The organism is Pseudomonas sp. GW821-FHT11G12 (genome assembly GCF_058808055.1).
In genome coordinates, this window is record NZ_JBXARH010000013.1 from 140,043 (window position 1) to 159,703 (window position 19,661).

Here is a 19,661-nt window from a genome sequence, read left to right on the forward strand (position 1 = left end):
GTCACCCATGACAGACAATCTACTGAAAGGCAGCATTTCGGAATATACCGAGGTCGAGTTCGTCGCGTTGCTGGAAGAGCTCGCTAGAGAAGATAAAGAAGCCGAAAACGATGATCGCGCTGACTTGCTACTGTTGCACTTCGAGAAAATCAGCGAACACCCAGCCGGGGCGGATCTGATCTATTACCCAGAACCGGGTGCGGATAGCTCCCCTTGGGGGGTAACGCAAATTGTGAAGGACTGGCGAGCGACGCAGGGTTTGCCAGGGTTCAAGCAGTAAACATCTGGCATCGATACTCCAGACGGCTGCGTATCACTAAGCAGTCAAAACGGCTTACCAAAAGGTAAGCCGTTTGTTTATCCCTCGCCCACTAACGCCGCCAGCCCCTTCGCCCAGATCTGCCGCGTGCGCAAACCGACCATCGCCCGCCAGTCTGGATCGGCCGGATAGAAATGCTCCAGCAGATTCTGTTTGATCTTGCGCCCCGTCGCATCCAGCGGATCGCCATGCAGATGCAGCCAGTGATCGTCGCGCAAGTAGCGATGCACGTCCGGTCCCGGATAAGTCCCGCACTCGATCACGAACGGCATCAGTTGCACGTCCGGCAGCGCGTTAAGCAACGCCTGCGAGGTGTAACCGGTAGCGGTTGCCGCTACACCGGTTTCGCTCACAGTTTCGACCCCCGTATGCAGCGTGTAGAGCCACGGGCCATAGATCGATTGCGCCCGGGCCAGTGCCGGATAAGGTGCCTGAGTGATCGTCAGCAGCATCGGATGACCGTACTCGCCGGCGCCGGTGTGCAGGTCGAAACACATCACGGTTTCAGCACCGGCCAGGTGGTTCTCGATGATCTGATGCAGCGTGCTATTCGACCAGCTCGGGGCAAAGCCTCCGAAAAACAGCCCATCGGGATGACTGTGCTGGCCGCCCTCGACAATCGACATCACCGCCGGCCAGCCGTGCTCGGCGATTTGCCCATCGAGCAAGGCATCGGCGCACTGCCGCTCGGGGCCATTCAAATCGGCACAGGCGTAGATCTCATGCAGCGCGGCGTAAGCCTGGTTGTCCGGAAGCGGTTGATTGAAATCCAGATGATTACGATTGAGGTCGATGTTGTCTTCGTTGACCCGCCGCAACCATGCGGTGCCCCACGGATTGATCAGGTGAATCATCACCACCGCCACATCCTTCGGCAGCGAACCAGGGGTGAAATGCTTCAACCAGTCGATCTGACATTCCGAACCGTAGTAGCCCTCCACCCCGTGGGTGCCGCTGAGCGCCACCAGACGCCGTTTGGCCTGCGGATCTCCCAGCACCGCCACATCGGTGCTCAACGGCTCGCCAAACGGCCCGCAGCGCGGATGTGCGTAGGAGGTGAGCGTCGCACCGGCCGCAGTGGCGGCGGCAAGAAACTGTTCGCGCTGATGGCGGTAGCTGGACTGGGTCGGAAACTCGCTGTGCATAGTGGCCTCTTGTTGATTGTTCTGGCTTCACGCTTGGCCCTGACCCTACAGAAAATTCGCCAATGCATGAAGGACAAACATACCGACGGTTTGCGTCCTGCACGGTCGGCCGATACAGTCCGTCAGACTTTTATCCCACGGACGGAGAGCCCCGCGTGTTTCCAGCCCTGCCCCTGAGCCGCTTTCGCCTGCCGGCCCTGACGCTGATCGTCAGCGCCATCACCCTCACCGCGTGCAATGCACCACCCTCTTCGACCTTGCCGCTGGCACCCGAAGCCGCCTCCGGTTATCGCACCGACCTGCAAGCCAGCCATGCCGAAAAACACATGGCCGCCGCTGCCAATCCGCTGGCTGCCGAAGCCGGTCGCGAGATGTTGCGTCAGGGTGGCTCGGCCATCGATGCCGCCATCGCGATGCAAGCCGTGTTGACCCTGGTCGAACCGCAGTCCTCCGGGATCGGCGGTGGCGCGATGATCGTGCTGTGGGATGGCAAGCAGGTGCGCACCTACGACGGTCGCGAAACCGCACCGGCCGGCGCGACCGAGAAGCTGTTCCTGCAGGCCGATGGAAAACCGATGCCGTTCCCGCAGGCGCAGATCGGCGGACGCTCTGTCGGCACACCGGGTGTGATGCGTGCGCTGGAACTGGCGCACAAACAACAGGGCCGCTTGCCGTGGGCGACATTGTTTGCACCGGCAATCAAACTGGCCGAACAGGGCTTTGCGATCTCCCCTCGCCTGCATTCGCTGCTGGAGTCCGACCCGGTGGTGCGTCGTTCGCCGGACATGGCCAGGTATTTCTTGAACAGCGACGGCAGCGTCAAAGCCGTCGGCACCCGACTGCAAAACCCGGCGTTGGCCGCCGTGCTCAAACGCATCGCCAACGAAGGAGCGGACGCGCTGTACAAAGGCCCGATCGCCGAAGAAATCGTGGCCAAGGTTCAGGGCCACGCCAACCCCGGCAGCCTGTCACTGAACGACCTTCAGCACTATCAGGCCAAGGAGCGCGCGCCACTGTGCACCGACTACAAGCGCTGGCAGGTTTGCGGGATGCCGCCACCGTCATCAGGCGGGATTGCGGTGGCGCAGATTCTCGGCACCTTGCAGGCGCTGGAAACCCGCGACCCGCGTCTGTCCCTGACACCGCTCAAACCGGCGCAAACCGATAAACCGGCCGGCCTCGAACCTGCGCCGCAAGCAGTCCACCTGATCGCCGAAGCCGAACGACTGGCCTACGCCGACCGCGCGCAATATGTAGCCGATACCGACTTCGTACCGGTGCCGGTCAAAGGTCTGGTCGATCCGGGTTATCTGGCCAGCCGCGCGAGCCTGATCGGCGAACGCAGCATGGGTACCGCCAAGCCCGGTACCCCACCGGGCGTGCAGGTTGCCTACGCACCGGATCGCTCGCCGCTACGCATCTCAACCTCGCAAGTGGTGGCGGTGGATGACTTCGGTGGCGCGGTGTCGATGACCACCACCATCGAAGCGGCATTCGGCTCGCACCTGATGGTTCAGGGCTTTTTGCTTAACAACCAGATGACCGACTTCTCGTTCATCCCCGAAGAGAACGGACAGAAAGTCGCCAACCGCGTGGAACCCGGCAAACGCCCTCGCTCGTCAATGGCACCGACCCTGATCTTCGACCGCAGCAGCGGCGAGTTCGTCGCCACCGTCGGCTCTCCGGGTGGCTCGCAGATCATCGAATACGTGGCCAAAACCACCGTCGGCCTGCTCGACTGGAACCTCGACCCGCAAAGCGCCATCAGCCTGCCCAACTTCGGCAGCCGCAACGGTCCGACAGAACTGGAACAGGGCCAGTTCACCCCGGCACTGATCCAGGCGCTCAAGGACAAGGGTCATACCGTCAGCGAAATCGACATGACCAGCGGCACCCAGGCCATCGTGCGGGTCAAGGATGCGCAGGGGAAGGCAACGCTGGCCGGTGGGGCGGATCCTCGGCGTGAAGGGGAAGCGTTGGGGGATTGAGTTACCGTTGCCAACTGAAAAAGGCTTACCGAGAGGTAAGCCTTTTTTGTATGTCCATGAATCCGATTCGGTTGAATCACATTGCCTTTTCCTACACCGGAAAAATGCTGTCCGGGATAGAGTTTTCACCCACTGAGCTCACTCACGCCCCCCCTTTCCCTCCACTGCCGACAGCATCGGTAAAAGTCACCAATTGATACCAACCATTTGTCCAGAATCCACCAACAGACTTGCAGCAGTCCCACTGCGGGACTAGGATCACGCCATGAGAATCATCGCCATCAGTCAGCTAAAAGTCTTTTGGGAACAATATCCGGAAGCAGAGCAGCCATTGCTGGCATGGATAGACGAAGCAAGAAAGGCAAGCTGGAAAACACCTGTGGATATCAAGTCACAGTTTGCTTGCGCCAGCATTCTGAAAAGCCGAAGAGTTGTATTCAATATCAAAGGCAATTCCTATCGCCTGATTGTCGCCGTGGCGTACCGCTTTGGTGCGGTGTACATAAAATTTGTCGGCACTCACAAACAGTACGACGCAATCGACGCTGATACCGTCGAAATGGAGTAACCCATGAACATACGTCCGATTCATACCGAAGAAGACTACCGTGCGGCGCTCGAAGACGTGTCCGCTCTTTTCGAGAATGAGCCAGAACCCGGCACGCCTGAAGGTGATTACTTCGACATCATGATCACCCTTATCGAGGCCTATGAGGCCAGGCACTTCCCACTCGACCTGCCCAACCCGATTGATGCCATAAGGTTTCGGATGGAGCAGTCCGGGCTGTCGGCAGCCGATCTCGCTCCCGCAATTGGCCGGACAAATCGCGTTTATGAGGTTCTGAATGGCAAGCGCGCCCTGACGCTTCCCATGATCTGGAAACTTCACGAGTTGTTCGGTATTCCGGCAGAAAGTCTGATCAAACCCATGAAATCGGTTTGATAGAAAAGCCCGAGTACAGCAAGCTCGATATGCTCCAGCCGCCCCCAACGCATATCACCGGTACAGAGCAATAAGATCGAACACTTTCCCGGGCTTGAGCTTGCCCTTAGGGCAATCCTTAATGTGGAGTCCGAGCAGCCAACAGGAGAGGTTCATGCTTACCATCGGACAAATGGCCCGCAGCCACGGGCTCACTACCAAGACCTTGCGTCATTACGACAGCATTGGTTTGTTCAGCCCGGCAGTCACCGGGCGTGACAACGGCTATCGCTATTACCGCCCGGAGCAGATTGTCACGCTTGGGCGGATCATCTGGCTCAAACAATTGGGCATGGCGCTGGAAGACATTCGTTCCCTTGCCTCAAGTGGGGGCCTGGACAGCGTCATCAACCTGCGCGAGTCCCTTGAAAACCACGCTCGGCAGTTGAAGGCCGATATCCAGCGTAGCGAAAACATCCTGGGACAACTGACCCGCTACCTCGCGCAACCGGATCGTGAATTACCCGCCATGCAGACACCTCAGCGCATTGCCTGCCCCGAGTTGCGCATCATGGGGATGTCCTGGCAGCAGGAAGATGAAGGCACCATCGCCCAGATGTGGCAACGCTTCGTACCACGAGAAAGTGAGATCGATCGGCTGCACGACCCGATCGGCACCTTCGGTGTATGCCAACCGCTGGAGGACGGCCAGTGGCGCTATATCGCCGGACTGCCGGTGGGTGCCGATGCGCCTCTGGTCGAAGGCATGGTCGAGCTGCGGATACCGGCGCGTGACTATGCCCGCGTTGAACACCACGGCACCGTCACCACGTTGCCGGAAACCTTCCGCGCCGCCTACAGCGAATGGCTGCCCGCTGCCGGCATGGCACCGGCCGAAGGCATCGAGTTCGAATACTGCGGAGAACGTTTCTTCGGCCCGATGGACCCGCGCAGCGTGGTTGAAATCTACATTCCGCTGAGGAGTTGATGACAACGAAAGAGGCTTCAGGCGCCGCCTGGTTTCCAGTCAACGATTAGCCACCAGATGCGCACCAAACAATAAATAACAGCCACCCGCCAACCGATCCAGCCATGTGCGTGAGCGCTCGTAAACGCCGGCAATCCGTCGACTGGCGAAAAACAGCGCCACACTGCAATACCAACTGAAGGACAGCGTTGCCATGGTCAGTACCGCCAGCGCCAGCAGCATCGGTGGTACATGGGCCGGCATGGCGGTGGCGAAGATCGTCGCCACGAACAGCGCCGATTTGGGGTTGGTCATGTTGCCCAGAAAGCCTCGCCAATAGGCACCCGGCAACGTTTGCTCCGGGGCGTCCGGGGTTCCTTGCATGACAGGGGCTCTGCGCTTGAACTGCTTGAGCCCCAGATAAATCAGGTAACAACCGCCGGCAATCTTGAAACTCAGATAGAGCGCCGGTGCGGCACTGAATAGCGACTGGATGCCCAGCCCCCCGGCCAGCCCCCACAACACTGTCCCGCTGGCCACCCCGAGCGCCGCAACCACACCATGGCGCCGGGAACGGCTGACGGCCAATTGCGCGATATTGAAAAAATTTGGCCCGGGCGTGACGACCGCAACCGTCCACAACAACGCCAGCGACAGCAACGGAGCAAGATAACCGGAAAAGGAAAGGTCCATGGGCACGCGCCTGACGGGTTAGACAAGACCCTTACCTTGCAACATCCAGCAATGACTTGTCATCAAGCGGCGCTCAAACCTCGAGCGTCTTGCCATCCACCGGATCGCCAATCGTCAGGAAATGCCCACCTGCCACATGGTGCAGCGTGCGCAGTTCATCATGCCCTTCAAAATGCCAACGCCCGTCGCTGAAGACTCGCGAATCAGCCTGCGCCGCGATGACCTCCGCCAGGAACAGATCGTACTGTTCATGATTGCGCGGCTCCGGCAGCAACCGACACTCGAGCCACGCCACGCAGCCTTCGAGCAGCGGCGCCTCGATCTGCTCGCCAGCGAAAGTCCGCAAGCCATGGGCCTGAAACTTGTCCCGGCCCTGATCACGATTGATTTCGAGGCCCGAAGTCGAACCGACTGTCTGCACAATGTCGGCCTGATTCACGCAAGGAACGTTGAGAACGAAGGTGCCGGACGCTTCGAGCAATTGCCGGGTCCAGGTGGACTTGTCCAGCACCACCGCGACTTTCGGCGGTTCGAAATCCAGCGGCATGGCCCAGGCGGCAGCCATGATGTTGCGCTGCCCGTCATGGGCGGCGCTGACCAGCACGGTCGGCCCGTGATTGAGCAAACGGTAGGCTTTGTTCAGGGGAACCGGGCGACGGAAGGATTCGCTCATGGGATCTGCTCCGGGAAAAAGAGCCGATTGTAGCGGGATAAAAACAGCGAAGGGATTGCCTTGGACAATCCCTTCGCCTGGCAGGCATCAGCTGGATAACTGGTTGGCGAACTGGCCGACCGCGTTCACCACTTTCTGCGCGCCATCCTGGATCTCGACGATCACCGTACCGGCCTCTGCCGCCAGCGCCAGCCCTTGCTCGGCCTGAAGCTTGCCATCGGTCATCAGCGCCACGGCGTTGCGCGCCATGTCCTGGTTCTGACGCACCACACCGACGATTTCCTCGGTTGCCTGGCTGGTGCGCGAGGCCAGTTGCCGCACTTCGTCGGCCACCACCGCAAAACCACGGCCCTGTTCGCCTGCACGGGCGGCTTCAATGGCGGCGTTGAGCGCCAGCAGGTTGGTCTGCTCGGCAATGCCGCTGATGGTCTTGACGATGGTGCCGATCACCTGCGATTGCTCGTTCAGCGCTTCGATGCCTTCACCGGCGGTCTGCATGTGCCGTGACAGGTCGCGCATCACGTTGACCGCTTCGGTGACCACACGGGTTCCGCGCTGGGCGGTGCTGTCGGTCTGCAAGGACGTGCTGTAGGCGATGTTGGCGGCCTCGGCGACGGCTTGCTCCTGATTGACCTGATCGGTGATCACGGTGGCGAACTTCACCACTTTGTAGAGTTTTTCGTTGGCGTCGAGTACCGGGTTGTAGGACGCCTCCAGCCAGACGATCCGGCCATGCTGATCGACGCGCTTGAATCGTCCGGCAACGTACTCACCGTTGTTCAAGCGGCGCCAGAAGTTCTGGTACTCGGCACTGTTGTACTCATCCGGTTCGCAGAACATACGGTGATGTTTGCCCTTGATCTGCGCCAGGCTGTAGCCCATCCCCTGGAGAAACCGGTCGTTGGCACTCAGCACGTTACCGTTGAGGTCGAACTCGATCACCGCCGTCGAACGCACCAGCGCGCCAATCAGGTTCTCGTGCTCGCGGGAGGCTTCGATGGTGCGGGTCAGGTCGCTGGAGAAAATCGAGAAATGCTTGATCCGTCCGTCCGATGAGCGGATCGGCTGAGCGATCGAACGCAGCCACGCCTCTTCGCCATTGCCGCGCGACAGACGCACGGCACCGGCGAAATGCTCGCCCCGGGTCAGTGCAGACTTGAAACGGTGATGAAATTCGTCGGACTTCACATGGGCCGGCACGATGTCTTCGATCGCGCGGCCGACCAGGTCCTGGCTCTTGTAGAGCATTTCATTGAGGAAGTTCTGGTTGACCGATTGAATCCGTCCGTCGGGCTCAAGGGTCAGCACCAGCATCTCGCTTTCCAGGCTCTCCTTCACTTGCAGAAGGCTGGAGAGTTCTTCACGAAGAGCCGCCAGCTCTTGCTTGAGGCGTTTGTTGAACATGGGAAAGCACCGATGGACTAGATGGAAAGCGGGGTTACTGCCTAACCATCGGCCTTGGAAATCTTTTCTGAAGTGCGTTTGAGCCTTGTCCTACAAAAATAGTTACGCCTCGGGAAATCAGGCTGTTCCAGCCACCGGACAATGTCCTGCACGCGGCATCCGCGAGCCGAAATACGCCGCACTGGCGATGCCCACCGCGCCCATCACCGCACAGAACATCACACAGATCCATGGGCTCCACGGCATCAGACCGATCAGCAGCAACGGTGTGACACTGGCCCACGCGGCGTAGGCAATGTTGTAGGTAAAGGAAATACCCGACACGCGGATACGGGCCGGAAACAGACTGACCATTACCGACGGCACGGCGCCGACCACGCCACAGCAAAGCCCTGCGATGGCGTAGGCCAGACCGACCCAGTCACCGCCGACAATCAGGCAGGTGTAGAGCACGCCGATGCCCAGAGGCAACAACAGGCTGTACAGCATGACGGTGCGCCAGGCGCCGATGCGATCGACCAGCCCGCCGGCAATCACGCAGCCGATGTTCAGGAAGACGATGCCCAGGGCACTCAATGCAAAGGTATGGCTGGCAGTCATGCCGAAGGTCTTTTGCATCATGGTCGGGGTGATGACGACGAACACCACCACTGCCGAAGTCAGTACACACGTCAGGAGCATGGCCGGCAGCATCGCCAGACGATGCTCACGCAATACCGTGCGCAACGGCAGTTCGACCCGTGTTTCACGCTGCGCTTCCATGGCCATGAACACCGGGGTTTCGCTCAGCCAGCGACGCAGCCAGACGCCGATCACACCGAACACGCCACCGAGCAGAAACGGATAGCGCCACGCGTAATCAAGCACTTCGGCGGGAGTGAAGACTTGTGCCAGGAAGGTCGCGGTCAGTGCGCCGATCAGGTAACCAAACGTCAGCCCGGCCTGCAGAAAGCCCAAGGCGTAACCGCGATGCCCGGCCGGCGCGTGCTCGGCCACGAACACCCAGGCGCTCGGCACTTCACCGCCCACCGCCGCGCCTTGCAGGATGCGCAGCGCCAGCAGCAGCAACGGTGCGAAATAACCGATCTGTGCATAAGTCGGCATGATCCCGATCAGCAGGCACGGCAGCGCCATCATCAGGATGCTCAGACTGAAGACCTTCTTGCGTCCCAGCCGGTCGGCGAAATGCGCCATCAGGATCCCGCCCAGCGGGCGCGCCAGATAACCGGTGACAAAAATCCCGAAGCTTTGCAGCAGACGCAGCCACTCAGGCATTTCCGGCGGGAAGAACAACTGGCTGAGGGTCAGGGCGAAGAACACGAAAATGATGAAATCGTAGATCTCCAGCGCCCCGCCCAAGGCTGCAAGGCCGAGGGTCTTGTAGTCGGAACGGCTGAATGGCGCCGGTCGGGCTTCGGAGTTGGCAGTCATGGCAAAGAACTCTGACACAGGCAAAAAACAAGGCGCCCATGGTCTACGCAAACGGGCCGATGGACAACCCGTTAGACCATAGTCTGATTCGGCAAAACACGGTCACAAAAATCCGCCGGTTGATTTACTGTTGGCACCTGTCCAGACGGGCCGGCCAAGCCCCGAAGACCACAATAAACATAAAAATCCGAGGTACTCCCGTGGCCGTTGATATCGAAGATAGCCGCTCTGCGCGCTTTGCCTTGCGCTGCTCAAGCTTTGCCGAACGCTGGTTTCCCGACTCCTGGGTGTTCGCCGCACTGGCGGTGATCATCGTGGCACTGGCCACCCTGGCCATGGGTGCCAAACCCACCGACGCCGCCATGGCCTTCGGTGACGGTTTCTGGAGCCTGATCCCCTTCACCATGCAGATGGCCTTCGTGGTCATCGGCGGTTACGTGGTGGCCAGCTCGCCGCCGGCCGTGAAGCTGATCGACCGTCTGGCAAAGATCCCGAAGAACGGCCGCTCCGCCGTGGCCTGGGTCGCGCTGATCTCAATGGTCGCGTCATTGCTCAACTGGGGCCTGTCGCTGGTATTCGGCGGTCTGCTGGTGCGCGCCCTCGCCCGTCGCACCGATCTGAAAATGGATTACCGCGCCGCCGGTGCCGCTGCCTATCTGGGCCTTGGCGCCGTGTGGGCGTTGGGCTTGTCGTCGTCTGCCGCACAGTTGCAAGCCAACCCCGCCAGCCTGCCGCCGTCGATTCTGTCGATCACCGGGGTGATTCCGTTCACCCAGACGATTTTTCTCTGGCAGTCGGGAGTGATGCTGCTGGCGCTGGTGGTGATCTCGATCATCATCGCCTACGCCACCGCACCGGGTCCGAACTCGGCGCGCGATGCCAAGGCTTGCGGCATCGACCCGGCCTTCAACCTGCCGCCCCTGCAACCGCGCACCCGGCCCGGCGAATGGCTGGAGCACAGTCCGCTGCTGATCATCGTGCTGGTGCTGCTGGCGGCCGGATGGCTGTTCCACGAGTTCTCGACCAAACCCGCAATCACCGCGATTTCCGGGCTCAACACCTACAACTTCCTGTTCATCATGCTTGGCGCGTTGCTGCACTGGCGCCCGCGCAGCTTCCTCGATGCGGTGGCGCGAGCGGTGCCGACCACCACCGGCGTGCTGATCCAGTTCCCGCTGTACGGCTCGATTGCCGCGCTGATGACCACGGTCAAGGGCACCGATGCCCAGACTCTGGCCCACCACATCTCGACCTTCTTCGTCAGCATCGCTTCCCACGACACCTATGCGCTGCTGATGGGCGTGTACTCGGCGATTCTCGGTTTCTTCATTCCGTCCGGAGGCGGCAAGTGGATCATCGAGGCGCCGTACGTGATGCAGGTGGCCAACGACCTCAACTATCACCTGGGCTGGGCGGTGCAGATCTACAACGCCGCCGAAGCCCTGCCGAACCTGATCAACCCGTTCTACATGCTGCCGCTGCTGGGCGTGCTGGGGTTGAAGGCGCGGGACCTGATCGGCTTCTCGTTCGTGCAACTGCTGGTGCACACGCCGCTGGTGCTGCTGTTGCTGTGGGCGCTGGGGACGACATTGGCGTATACGCCGCCGGTGATGCCGTAAGTCAAAAGACGCCGCTTCCGACTCTCGGAAGCGGTGCAAAAACAGATAACTATTTCAGTTTGCCGTAGAAACTCGAAAAGCTCTTTCAAGGCTTTTATTTAGCGATCCGGAATATTTTTCCATCGATGCGGCCATAGCCATGGCATCAACAGAACCGGAAAACTGAGCAATATCCACCGCAGCCAGCACTAAAGAGTGAGCAGCACCTGTTGCAGGGCTAAACAAACCGTAGGAACTCGAACCGGATAACACTCCATCGAAATTCGGGGGGCTTCCCAAGCGAGATAGGGTGCCTCTAGAAGACGCATGAACGCTTGAGCTAGCGGCCTTATAAAATGGCCGTATGTATTCTGCGCCGGCAAGCTTCTCCAAATCGCTGAATCGGTTTGCCTTATACCCTAAGAGTTCGGACGCCCACCCATATGGGCAAATGAAATCCTTTCCATACTTCCCTACCAACTCATCCTTTACATCAGACAACACGCCCAAGTCGTCCGGATGAACAGAATGCAATCTACTCCCCCCATAAAGCTGAGTAGCTTTAGCCTCTAAATAAAGATCAATATCATGGTGTTCCAAATATCTCTGAGATAGATGCTCATCCCCTTCGGAGAGTATCTTTAAGACAACTTGAATCTCATGCAAAGACCGCCATCGTGCTTGAGCACCATCAGCTAAACCATTTGCCAGAAGAACCGACACTTCTTCACCAATATGACAGGCACGACCATAAAGCTGAAACATTGCTTCTATTTTATGATCTTCCAGTTCGCTGGATCGATCTGAGTTAACAAAATTCAATGCACAGTCACCAACCTCACGGGCAATCTCTACAAGCACCTCAAACTGATCAATTGCCCTTCCCCAAATGCCGTTTAGGTGATTAATAAATACACCACGTACAGCTCGATGTTCTTCTAGTATTTCAGCACTATGCTCACGTAAATATTTCATATGGGTAGCCGCCTGACGCAGCACCACTTTTTGAATTGCATTACTGGCAGCCTCTTCAAAAAACTCTAGATATGAGTTAATTTCCTGGCTTGAAACTGGTTCTCTTAAGCGTTCTGCGAAAACTTCCTCTGACAACCCAGACTGCAATGCTCGTTTTTTTGAGATTGGGAGATTAACCGTTCCTAAGCCCTCACCGCTCTTAAATGCTTTCTTAAAACGCTTAAAATCTCCACTGGACTTCGAGACTCCCAGCTCCCTGATTCGACTTACAAAGATGTAAGCTAATGCAGTAGGCAATCTATCTTCTGCCAGCGCACTCTCCAATGAATCTTGCAAAGAAAAACTATCAACCGACCCAAACTCCCCCTGACTCATACTAATCGACCTCTTAAGCACCTCTACAAACTTAGATCTAGCTCATTCAGACTGCAGATCAACACTATCCAGACATGATAAAAGGTTCGGGAGTGCTACCTGAACAGTTTCCCATACCACATCTAAATTAATGTCGAAGTAACCGTGAGCAATTCGATTCCGCATTCCGCGCATGCTGCGCCAAGGCACGCTCATGTTCTGAGCAGTGAACTCGGGATAACGATCCATGATCTTGGTAGCCGCTTCGCCAATGATGACCAGACTCATGATCACCGCTTGCTGGGTGCGCTTATCTTCAACGAACTCGTCTTTATTCAGCCCCTCGACAAAGATCAGCGCATCATTCGCAGCCTGGCGCATGTGTTCGAGGTAGTCGCCAATTCGATTCTCAATCATACGGGACGGGCCTGATCCAGTACCTGTTGACGGAACTTCACGGGCAAGTCTCCCGGCGTCAACAGATCGACAGAAATGCCCAACAAGTCTTCAAGCTCAACCTGAAGCCCGCCAAGGTCAAACAGCGTTGCCCCGGGAAGTGGGTCGACCAACAGGTCAAGATCACTACCTTCCACGTCAGTCCCCAACAATGTCGAACCGAACACGCGAGGATTGGCCGTCGGAAAGCGGTCGACCAATTCACGAATGGCGGCTCGTTGCAGATCAAGTGCTATGGAAGGCTTCATGGTTTCACCTGCGGATTCAATACTGCGCCAGTCTAGCAGTGGTGGCGGGTGGCAAACACCGCACCTTTTGTCACCCAACCGTCACATTCCCTTGCTAGCGTCCGCCCGAAACATACTGAAACAATTAAGCAAAACGGACTTCGACATGAACGACGACACAGACGGCAAAGATCCCTCCTCGCCAGAATCCGACAATCCCACCGACACCAGCCGTCGCCGCTTTCTCGGCGGTGTCGCCGTCCTGGGTGTGGGCGCCACGCTGGCAGGGTGCGGAAATGCCGGTGATCAGCCGGGCAAACCCGAGGAGCGCCCGCTCTCGCCTGCCGAGCTGGACAAGGCCCTGCGCGATCAGGTGAAGACCGTTGTGGTGATCTACGCCGAGAACCGCAGTTTCAATAACCTGTTCGGTGATTTCCCCGGTGTCGAAAAGCCGTTGTCGGCGCTCAAGCCTGCCGACTATCAACAGCGTGACCGCGACGGCAGCCTGCTGCAGACCCTGCCGCCAGCCTGGGGTGGTGTGTTGCAGATCGGCCCGCAGACTCTCGATGGCGTGACCTATCCCAGCGCGGTCCAGTTCCAGGAAAACCTGCCCAACGCGCCTTTCGCCCTCAAAGGCCCGAACGCCGAGGACTTGCCGCTCGGCCTGGTGACTCGCGACTTGTGGCACGTGTTCTATCAGAACCAGATGCAGATCAACGGTGGCAAGAACGACGGCTTCGTTGCCTGGGCCGACTCCGGAGGCCTGACCATGGGTCACTACGCCCAGAGTCGCTACTCCCTGCGCCTGTGGGACGTGGCCCAGGAATTCGTGCTGTGCGACAACTTCTTCCAGGGCGCCTTCGGTGGCTCGTTCCTCAATCACCAATACCTGATCAGTGCCACCGCGCCGTTCTACCCGAACGTCGCCAGTTCGGTCGCCAAGAGTCAGATCGCTGCGCTGCAAAGCGACGACCCGGCCGACCCGCGCCTCAAGCCGCTGGAGCAATCACCGGCCAGCGCCATGACCGGCCCGCCGCAGTTCGGCCCAAGCGCGCTGACTCCGGACGGTTACGGGGTCAATACACTCGCCCCGCCCTACTGGCCGACGTGGATTCGCGACCCGGAGCGTCCGGCGTATTCCAAAGCCGATTTGCCGAACGTCCTGGTGCCCCAGACCCACGAACACATTGGCGACAAGCTGTCGAAGAAGAACGTCGACTGGGCGTGGTACGCCGGTGCCTGGCAGGCGACGCTGGATCAGTACAAGGATTCCGGCGGTATCCCGAAAATCCCCAACTTCCAGTATCACCACCAGCCGTTCAATTACTTCCAGCAGCAAGGCCCGGAGCATCCCGAAGAGCGCAGCAAACGCCTGCGCGACGCCGGTCTGGGCGATGAATCGAGCACCAACAAGTTCTTCGCCGATGCCGAAGCGGGCAAGTTGCCGGCCGTGAGCTTCTACAAACCCCAGGGCAACCTGAACATGCACGCCGGTTACGCCGACGTGGCCTCCGGCGACCGCCACATCGTCCGTGCCCTGAAAGTGCTGCGGGAAAGTCCGCAGTGGAAAAACATGGTGGTGATCGTGACCGTCGATGAAAACGGCGGCTGGTGGGACCACGTCGCGCCGCCCAAGGGCGATCGCTGGGGGCCGGGTTCGCGAGTACCGGCGCTGGTGGTTTCACCGTTTGCCCGCAAAGGCACGGTGGATCACACGGTCTACGACACCGCTTCGATCCTGCGCCTGATCACCCGGGTGTTTCAGCTGGAGACTCTGGCGGGTATCAAGCAGCGTGACGATGCAATGACCGGCCGGGGTCAGAAGCCGATGGGCGACTTGACCAACGCCCTGCATTTCAAGGTCTGAGGACAGGTCCTGCGGTACAGCTCAAAAAACTGTGACTGACGGCTTCTCGCCATCACCCGGCTGATCCAATATGTGGCGCACCCGACCAACGGGGAACCCACGCTGAAAAGGATCTGAGCATGTTCAAACTCGCAGGACTTACCCTCGCTGCGCTCACGCTGAGCGCAGCCGCCCATGCCGATGTCGACCTGAAACTGGGCAGCACCGAGCGCGTCACCCGCCTCTTCGCCTATCCCAACAATTGCAGCGTGATCTGCTTTCGCAACTGGACGCTTGAGCAGACTGTCGCCCATTACCTGACTCAAAGTGTGCAGCGCGATGGTTATGCCAACGCCAAGGTGCTGGTGAAAACCGACAACCATCAGCTTTACGCCGAGATCAGCGGCGTACCGAAAGGCTATGACAAGCCGCTGGCCGCGCTGCTGGATGCCGGCGACCTGGCCTACACCGGCGCCAGCAAGCTCAACGCCGATGGCAAATGGGCGTACAGCTGGTATCTGTTCCTGCCACTGGGCATGGCTCTGGAAAACCGTAAAAGCGTCGAATTGCTGCACTTCCCGCCGGATTACTCGCTGACCCAGGCCCAGGATTACCTGCGCTCCAACACCACCGACCGCTGGGCTGCGCTGCTGACCGACAACGGCATCCCCGCCGACCAGACGCCGGGCTATCAGACCATCATCGACATCGCGCCGATTGCCGCGCCCGCCAGCGCCGGCAAGGATCTGGAAGGGGTCTACGACTACTTCAAGGACTACCAGACCACCATGGTCAAGGAAGTCAGTCAGAACGCCAAAGGCGCCACTCTGCCGATGGTCGCTTTCGGCGCGCCAGTGCGTAACTGGATCAAACAGCAATACGGCGCGACCGTGAATGTACTGGGCCTGGCCACCATCAGCCCAAGCGCAGGCGTGAACGTGCCGGTGCTGGGTTCCAACCACCCGAGTTACATCTGGTACGCCGCCGACCCGGCCAACTACACCGGCGACGACGCACAGGCCAAGGCCGATGCGGCCGGTTTGAAAGTGATGGGGCAAGACTTGAGCGCAGCCTGCTGGCAGGCCGGGATGGGCAGCAAACCGGGCACCGATCCGAAAACCTTGCTGAACAGTTGCACCCAGACCTGGCAAGTGACGCAGAAAACCAAGACCTGCGAACTGTTCTACACCTCGATCCGTAACGAAACCGCAGCGCAGGCAGCGACCACCTGCTCGACCCCGACGATCAAGACTCAGCTGCAACAGCTGAACGGTCCGTTGCCGGCCATGGCAGCACCTGCTCCCCACCTCTGATCGAACGCATGAAGTTCCCGTGTCAGCCTTGGCTGACTCGGGAAAGCGTCTATTTCGCCTGTCAGATCTGACAGTAGACCGCTAGTGTCATTTACGGGATTCTTGGATTCAAAGCTTGGGCTCAAGGACTGACAGGATGTCAGTCTCGGGAATCGCGACACCTGGCCGACAAGGAACGTTATGAACACTTACGCACTGCAAAGTGGCTCCCCTCGCGACACCGAGGGCATTTATCCCTTCGCCGGACTCCCCGTTCGCCTCGGATTCCCCTCCAGAGCTGATTTCGAAATTGTTCAAGGCAGCCATGCCATGTCCATCGCCGTCGTGGCGCGCCGGGAATTCCTGCGTATCACCCGAATGTGCAGGGTCTCGGGTCAACTGCTGCCTTACCGCTGCCGGCAGACCCGGCAACTGCAGCCCGGTATTCATATCTACGATCCGCGCTTTTTCGGACTGTTCGAACACTCGTGCGACCCGAACGTGTTTCTCGACATGAGCGAATTATGGCTGTGGGCACTGCGGGACATTAAGCCCGGCGACCGGCTGACCATGGATTACACCGCCACCGAGGACAAACTGCTCAGGCAGTTCGTCTGCGGTTGCGGGTCTTCACACTGTCGCGGGTGGATCGTCGGCTACGACGAATCCCCCAATCTTGAAGGCCAGCGCTATTTGCAGAGCTGGCGTCGGCAAGGTTTGCGCTGACCGGAGAGTTACTGCGCTTCTACCGGACGCAAACGGTATTGCGGCGGCAGTTGCTCGAAACCGCTGATGGTCGTGTTCAGGCTCTTCCAGCGGCCATCCTTGATGCCGTAGATGCAACCGTGGATCGACAGGCTCTGCCCGCGATGCCAGGCGTTCTGGATGATGCTGGTGTGAGCGACGTTGGCCACTTGCTGGATCACGTTGAGCTCGCACAGGCGATCGACCTGCTCTTCCTCAGTCGGCAACTTGGCCAGTTCTTCACGTTTTTCGTAATACAGATCGCGGATCGACCGCAGCCAGCCATCGATCAGACCGAACTGGCGATCCTGCATCGACGCCCGCACACCGCCGCAACCGTAGTGGCCGGTGACCAGAATGTGTTTGACCTTGAGCACGTCCACCGCGTACTGGATCACCGACAGGCAATTGAGGTCGGTGTGCAGCACCACGTTGGCAACGTTACGGTGAACGAACAGATCGCCCGGCAGCATGCCGACGATCTCGTTGGCCGGCACCCGCGCATCGGAGCAACCGATCCACAGATATTCCGGCGTCTGCTGGCGGGCCAGTTTGGCGAAGAAATCCGGGTCTTCCTTGGTAATCGCGTCAGCCCAACGCTCGTTGTTATCAATCAGGTCTTGTAAGTCATGCATGCTGTAAGGCCTCAAGAAAGATGCGCTGCTTTGACAGACAACCGTCCGTCGGGGTCACGAAAGGATCGCAAGTGATTTCGTTGGAATTCTCGTGTGCCCGGTGAGTCCACCTCAGTAAGGCCCACAGTATGAGGATTTGCCATGACTGATTCACGACGTCCCTTCGATGCGGTGCAGCCGGAGCCCATCGATGATAACGAAGACCGCATGGGATCGGTGCATGAGCTGGACTTCGACGACGAACAGCCCAGCGCAAGGATCGGCGACGAACTGCCGGAAACCGAGCGTGAACAGCTGATGCCCCGCGAGCGGGTGCGTGAGGCGGGCCTGACCGGCGCTTCAGTGGCTGATCACGAGCCGACCGACGATGATCTGAGCCCGGAAACCCTGATCCATGAGGACGGCGCGCGGGATGCGGACGAGCCAGGATCAGGCAATCAGGCGGATTGGGACTTGAGCATTGTCGATGAGGACGACATTGGCGGCGGGGACGGGCTGGATGAAGCGGAAATGGCACGGCGCGATCCGATGGATGGCAAGCGCGGATGACCTGAAAGAACGCCATCGCGGGGTGACCCGCGATGGCGATCAACGCTTAATCCACCAGGGTGCAGGCCATGACCACAGCGTCTTCACGCCCGCCCACCGCCGGGTAGTAATCCCGGCGCCGGCCGATTTCGTTGAAGCCATAGCGCTCATACAAGCGAAAGGCCGAGGTGTTGCTGTCGCGCACTTCGAGGAAACATTCCCGGGCATCCGCGGCATAGGCGCGAGACATCAGGTGTTCGAGCAATGTCAGCCCAAGGCCCCGGCCCTGATTTTCCGGTTTGACCGTGATGTTGAGCAGGTGCGCCTCATCCAGAATGATCTGCACCACGCCATGTCCGACTTGTTGCTCACCTTCGAACATCAGCCAGATCTGGTATTTGCCCAGCCCGTCGAGAAAGATCCCGCGAGTCCATGGATGGCTGTAGGCCGCAAATTCAATCTTCAGTACGGCATCCAGATCGGCTTCGACCATCGGGCGGAACGTTACAGCGTCACTCATTCGATTCTTTCCAGCGCGCCATCAGCCGACGCATGGCTTGCCACACGGCGGCCTTGCGCTGTGGCTCTTCCATCAACAATTCAAGCCCCGGCACGGCCCACGCCAGGCCAAGACCCTCGATTTGCAATTCGCGGTTGAACGCTTCGGCATCCGCTTCGCCGGCAAAACGCACCGCTGGCAGGCCGATCAGCCATAGGCAGGCGCACGGCGCCGCCTCCATTTGAACCGACAGGAAACCCTGGACGAAATCCCGGGCCGCTTCGGGCCCCTGATCCATCGTGCCGCGCACCAGCAATGGCCAGCGCACCGGATCACCGACGATCTGCGGCGCATCCGGCAGACCGGCGGCGCGCAGCATGTCCTTGAGCAACAGATACGCCGGATCGCGGGACTGGAAAGAATCGCCTGTGGGTAACTCCACCAGCAACAGGCAACGACCGGCCCGCAGCAATTGCAGAGTAAAACGCGGTGGCGGGACCGGCGCCGGTTTGACCACCACAGGCGTTTCGTCGACTTCTTCCACCGGCTTGGCGCCCGTGCGGGTGCTGGCCAGCGAAGGTCGCGGGACCTCGATCTTCGGCCGTTCGACCGGACGCGCGGCAGGCTGCACCGGCGCATCGGCCTGCGGTGCAGGTGCCACGAACACCGGGACGTCAGGCTCGGGCTCGGCAACGTCCAGCAGCTCGGGCCGTGACGGCGCGGCAAAGGGCAATTCGGTGCGCGGCAGCCAGTTGACCACCTGCATGGCGTTCAAATAGGCGCGGCGGCGGGACTCGATTAGCAAGGGTCGGCCACTTGTGGATAACTGAAGTGCGCTGATTCTACCGCCCTTCGCTCAAGATCGCCCGCTGTTGATCGATAGTCTTGACCGATACCTTGACGCAAAGAAAAGCGACAGCCCGTCCCGAGAGTGAATCGCATCCCGCGTGATGCAGTACAATCGC

Annotated in this window: 21 protein-coding genes and 1 pseudogene; 10 read left to right on the forward strand and 12 right to left on the reverse strand. The window is 59.4% G+C overall.

Translation table 11 applies throughout. The features are described 5' to 3' along the window. Window positions 1–7 precede the first annotated feature (7 nt). A complete protein-coding gene (locus tag AC1RR7_RS29145; protein ID WP_493158876.1) occupies window positions 8–280 on the forward strand; it encodes a bacteriocin immunity protein in 273 nt (90 codons plus the stop codon). Between the two features lie 77 nt (window positions 281–357). Here AC1RR7_RS29145 and AC1RR7_RS29150 read toward each other — a convergent pair whose 3' ends face one another. Further along, window positions 358–1,464, reverse strand: coding sequence for a DUF2817 domain-containing protein (locus AC1RR7_RS29150; protein WP_493158877.1), 1,107 nt, complete (start codon window positions 1,462–1,464; stop codon window positions 358–360). Between the two features lie 155 nt (window positions 1,465–1,619). On the opposite strand from AC1RR7_RS29150, the gene ggt reads away from it, so the two are divergent. The 4 genes from ggt to AC1RR7_RS29170 all read left to right on the forward strand — a co-directional run bounded on the left by ggt (window position 1,620) and on the right by AC1RR7_RS29170 (window position 5,362). Beyond that, a complete protein-coding gene (ggt, locus tag AC1RR7_RS29155) occupies window positions 1,620–3,452 on the forward strand; it encodes a gamma-glutamyltransferase (protein WP_273537702.1) in 1,833 nt (610 codons plus the stop codon). Window positions 3,453–3,717: 265 nt separating this feature from the next. Next, entirely contained in the window at window positions 3,718–4,020 is a 303-nt protein-coding gene (locus tag AC1RR7_RS29160; protein WP_085709278.1) for a type II toxin-antitoxin system HigB family toxin, read from the forward strand. A 3-nt stretch (window positions 4,021–4,023) separates the two neighbouring features. Continuing rightward, on the forward strand, window positions 4,024–4,395 hold the full coding sequence (locus AC1RR7_RS29165) for a helix-turn-helix domain-containing protein (protein WP_273537701.1): 372 nt from the start codon (window positions 4,024–4,026) through the stop codon (window positions 4,393–4,395). A gap of 154 nt (window positions 4,396–4,549) precedes the next feature. Continuing rightward, window positions 4,550–5,362 carry a MerR family transcriptional regulator gene (locus tag AC1RR7_RS29170; protein ID WP_119426500.1) on the forward strand — a complete coding sequence of 271 codons (813 nt, stop codon included), beginning with the start codon at window positions 4,550–4,552 and terminating at the stop codon, window positions 5,360–5,362. Between the two features lie 39 nt (window positions 5,363–5,401). Here the strand turns inward: AC1RR7_RS29170 and AC1RR7_RS29175 are convergent, their stop codons facing one another. From AC1RR7_RS29175 to AC1RR7_RS29195, 5 genes and pseudogenes are all read right to left on the reverse strand, one after another. Then, window positions 5,402–6,034, reverse strand: coding sequence for a LysE family transporter (locus AC1RR7_RS29175; RefSeq protein WP_273537699.1), 633 nt, complete (start codon window positions 6,032–6,034; stop codon window positions 5,402–5,404). A 73-nt stretch (window positions 6,035–6,107) separates the two neighbouring features. Continuing rightward, a complete protein-coding gene (locus tag AC1RR7_RS29180; protein ID WP_273537697.1) occupies window positions 6,108–6,707 on the reverse strand; it encodes a flavin reductase family protein in 600 nt (199 codons plus the stop codon). A gap of 87 nt (window positions 6,708–6,794) precedes the next feature. Further along, window positions 6,795–7,226, reverse strand: a complete 432-nt coding sequence (locus AC1RR7_RS29185; protein ID WP_371858594.1) for a methyl-accepting chemotaxis protein — start codon at window positions 7,224–7,226, stop codon at window positions 6,795–6,797. A 108-nt stretch (window positions 7,227–7,334) separates the two neighbouring features. Further along, a pseudogene (locus AC1RR7_RS29190) lies at window positions 7,335–8,111 on the reverse strand (PAS domain-containing protein); the annotation flags it as partial. A gap of 117 nt (window positions 8,112–8,228) precedes the next feature. Next, entirely contained in the window at window positions 8,229–9,542 is a 1,314-nt protein-coding gene (locus AC1RR7_RS29195) for an MFS transporter (protein ID WP_102621204.1), read from the reverse strand. A 200-nt stretch (window positions 9,543–9,742) separates the two neighbouring features. Here AC1RR7_RS29195 and AC1RR7_RS29200 point away from each other — a divergent pair, with 200 nt between their 5' ends. Next, entirely contained in the window at window positions 9,743–11,161 is a 1,419-nt protein-coding gene (locus AC1RR7_RS29200) for a short-chain fatty acid transporter (RefSeq protein WP_096822678.1), read from the forward strand. 54 nt (window positions 11,162–11,215) lie between these two features. Here the strand turns inward: AC1RR7_RS29200 and AC1RR7_RS29205 are convergent, their stop codons facing one another. The 3 genes from AC1RR7_RS29205 to AC1RR7_RS29215 are packed head-to-tail and all read right to left on the reverse strand — an operon-like array spanning window position 11,216 to window position 13,173. Further along, window positions 11,216–12,490 carry a DUF5677 domain-containing protein gene (locus AC1RR7_RS29205; protein WP_493158878.1) on the reverse strand — a complete coding sequence of 425 codons (1,275 nt, stop codon included), beginning with the start codon at window positions 12,488–12,490 and terminating at the stop codon, window positions 11,216–11,218. 42 nt (window positions 12,491–12,532) lie between these two features. After that, entirely contained in the window at window positions 12,533–12,886 is a 354-nt protein-coding gene (locus AC1RR7_RS29210; protein WP_493158879.1) for a HepT-like ribonuclease domain-containing protein, read from the reverse strand. Next, entirely contained in the window at window positions 12,883–13,173 is a 291-nt protein-coding gene (locus tag AC1RR7_RS29215) for a nucleotidyltransferase family protein (protein WP_134828108.1), read from the reverse strand. Before AC1RR7_RS29215 ends, AC1RR7_RS29210 begins: the two co-directional genes overlap by 4 nt. A 145-nt stretch (window positions 13,174–13,318) precedes the next feature. Between AC1RR7_RS29215 and AC1RR7_RS29220 the strand changes: the two genes are divergently transcribed. The 3 genes from AC1RR7_RS29220 to AC1RR7_RS29230 all read left to right on the forward strand — a co-directional run bounded on the left by AC1RR7_RS29220 (window position 13,319) and on the right by AC1RR7_RS29230 (window position 17,016). Next, window positions 13,319–15,019 (forward strand): acid phosphatase, encoded by a 1,701-nt coding sequence (locus AC1RR7_RS29220; protein WP_096822676.1) that lies wholly within the window; start codon window positions 13,319–13,321, stop codon window positions 15,017–15,019. A gap of 119 nt (window positions 15,020–15,138) precedes the next feature. Next, window positions 15,139–16,311: a hypothetical protein gene (locus tag AC1RR7_RS29225; RefSeq protein WP_192558994.1), complete on the forward strand. Its 1,173-nt coding sequence runs from the start codon at window positions 15,139–15,141 to the stop codon at window positions 16,309–16,311. 180 nt (window positions 16,312–16,491) lie between these two features. Further along, window positions 16,492–17,016, forward strand: coding sequence for an SET domain-containing protein-lysine N-methyltransferase (locus AC1RR7_RS29230; RefSeq protein WP_096822673.1), 525 nt, complete (start codon window positions 16,492–16,494; stop codon window positions 17,014–17,016). A gap of 8 nt (window positions 17,017–17,024) precedes the next feature. Here the strand turns inward: AC1RR7_RS29230 and can are convergent, their stop codons facing one another. Further along, window positions 17,025–17,669, reverse strand: coding sequence for a carbonate dehydratase (can, locus tag AC1RR7_RS29235; protein ID WP_096822671.1), 645 nt, complete (start codon window positions 17,667–17,669; stop codon window positions 17,025–17,027). 141 nt (window positions 17,670–17,810) lie between these two features. Between can and AC1RR7_RS29240 the strand changes: the two genes are divergently transcribed. Further along, complete coding sequence (locus AC1RR7_RS29240; protein WP_273541197.1) at window positions 17,811–18,218, forward strand: serine kinase/phosphatase; 408 nt, start codon at window positions 17,811–17,813, stop codon at window positions 18,216–18,218. A gap of 46 nt (window positions 18,219–18,264) precedes the next feature. On the opposite strand, the gene rimI is transcribed toward AC1RR7_RS29240, so the two are convergent. Together rimI and AC1RR7_RS29250 are read right to left on the reverse strand one after the other, a co-directional pair. Further along, the gene (gene rimI, locus AC1RR7_RS29245) at window positions 18,265–18,717 is read right to left on the reverse strand and encodes a ribosomal protein S18-alanine N-acetyltransferase (protein WP_096822667.1); all 453 of its coding nucleotides are present in this window, start codon (window positions 18,715–18,717) and stop codon (window positions 18,265–18,267) included. After that, window positions 18,710–19,462, reverse strand: coding sequence for an energy transducer TonB (locus AC1RR7_RS29250; protein WP_493066647.1), 753 nt, complete (start codon window positions 19,460–19,462; stop codon window positions 18,710–18,712). Before AC1RR7_RS29250 ends, rimI begins: the two co-directional genes overlap by 8 nt. Window positions 19,463–19,661: the final 199 nt, after the last annotated feature.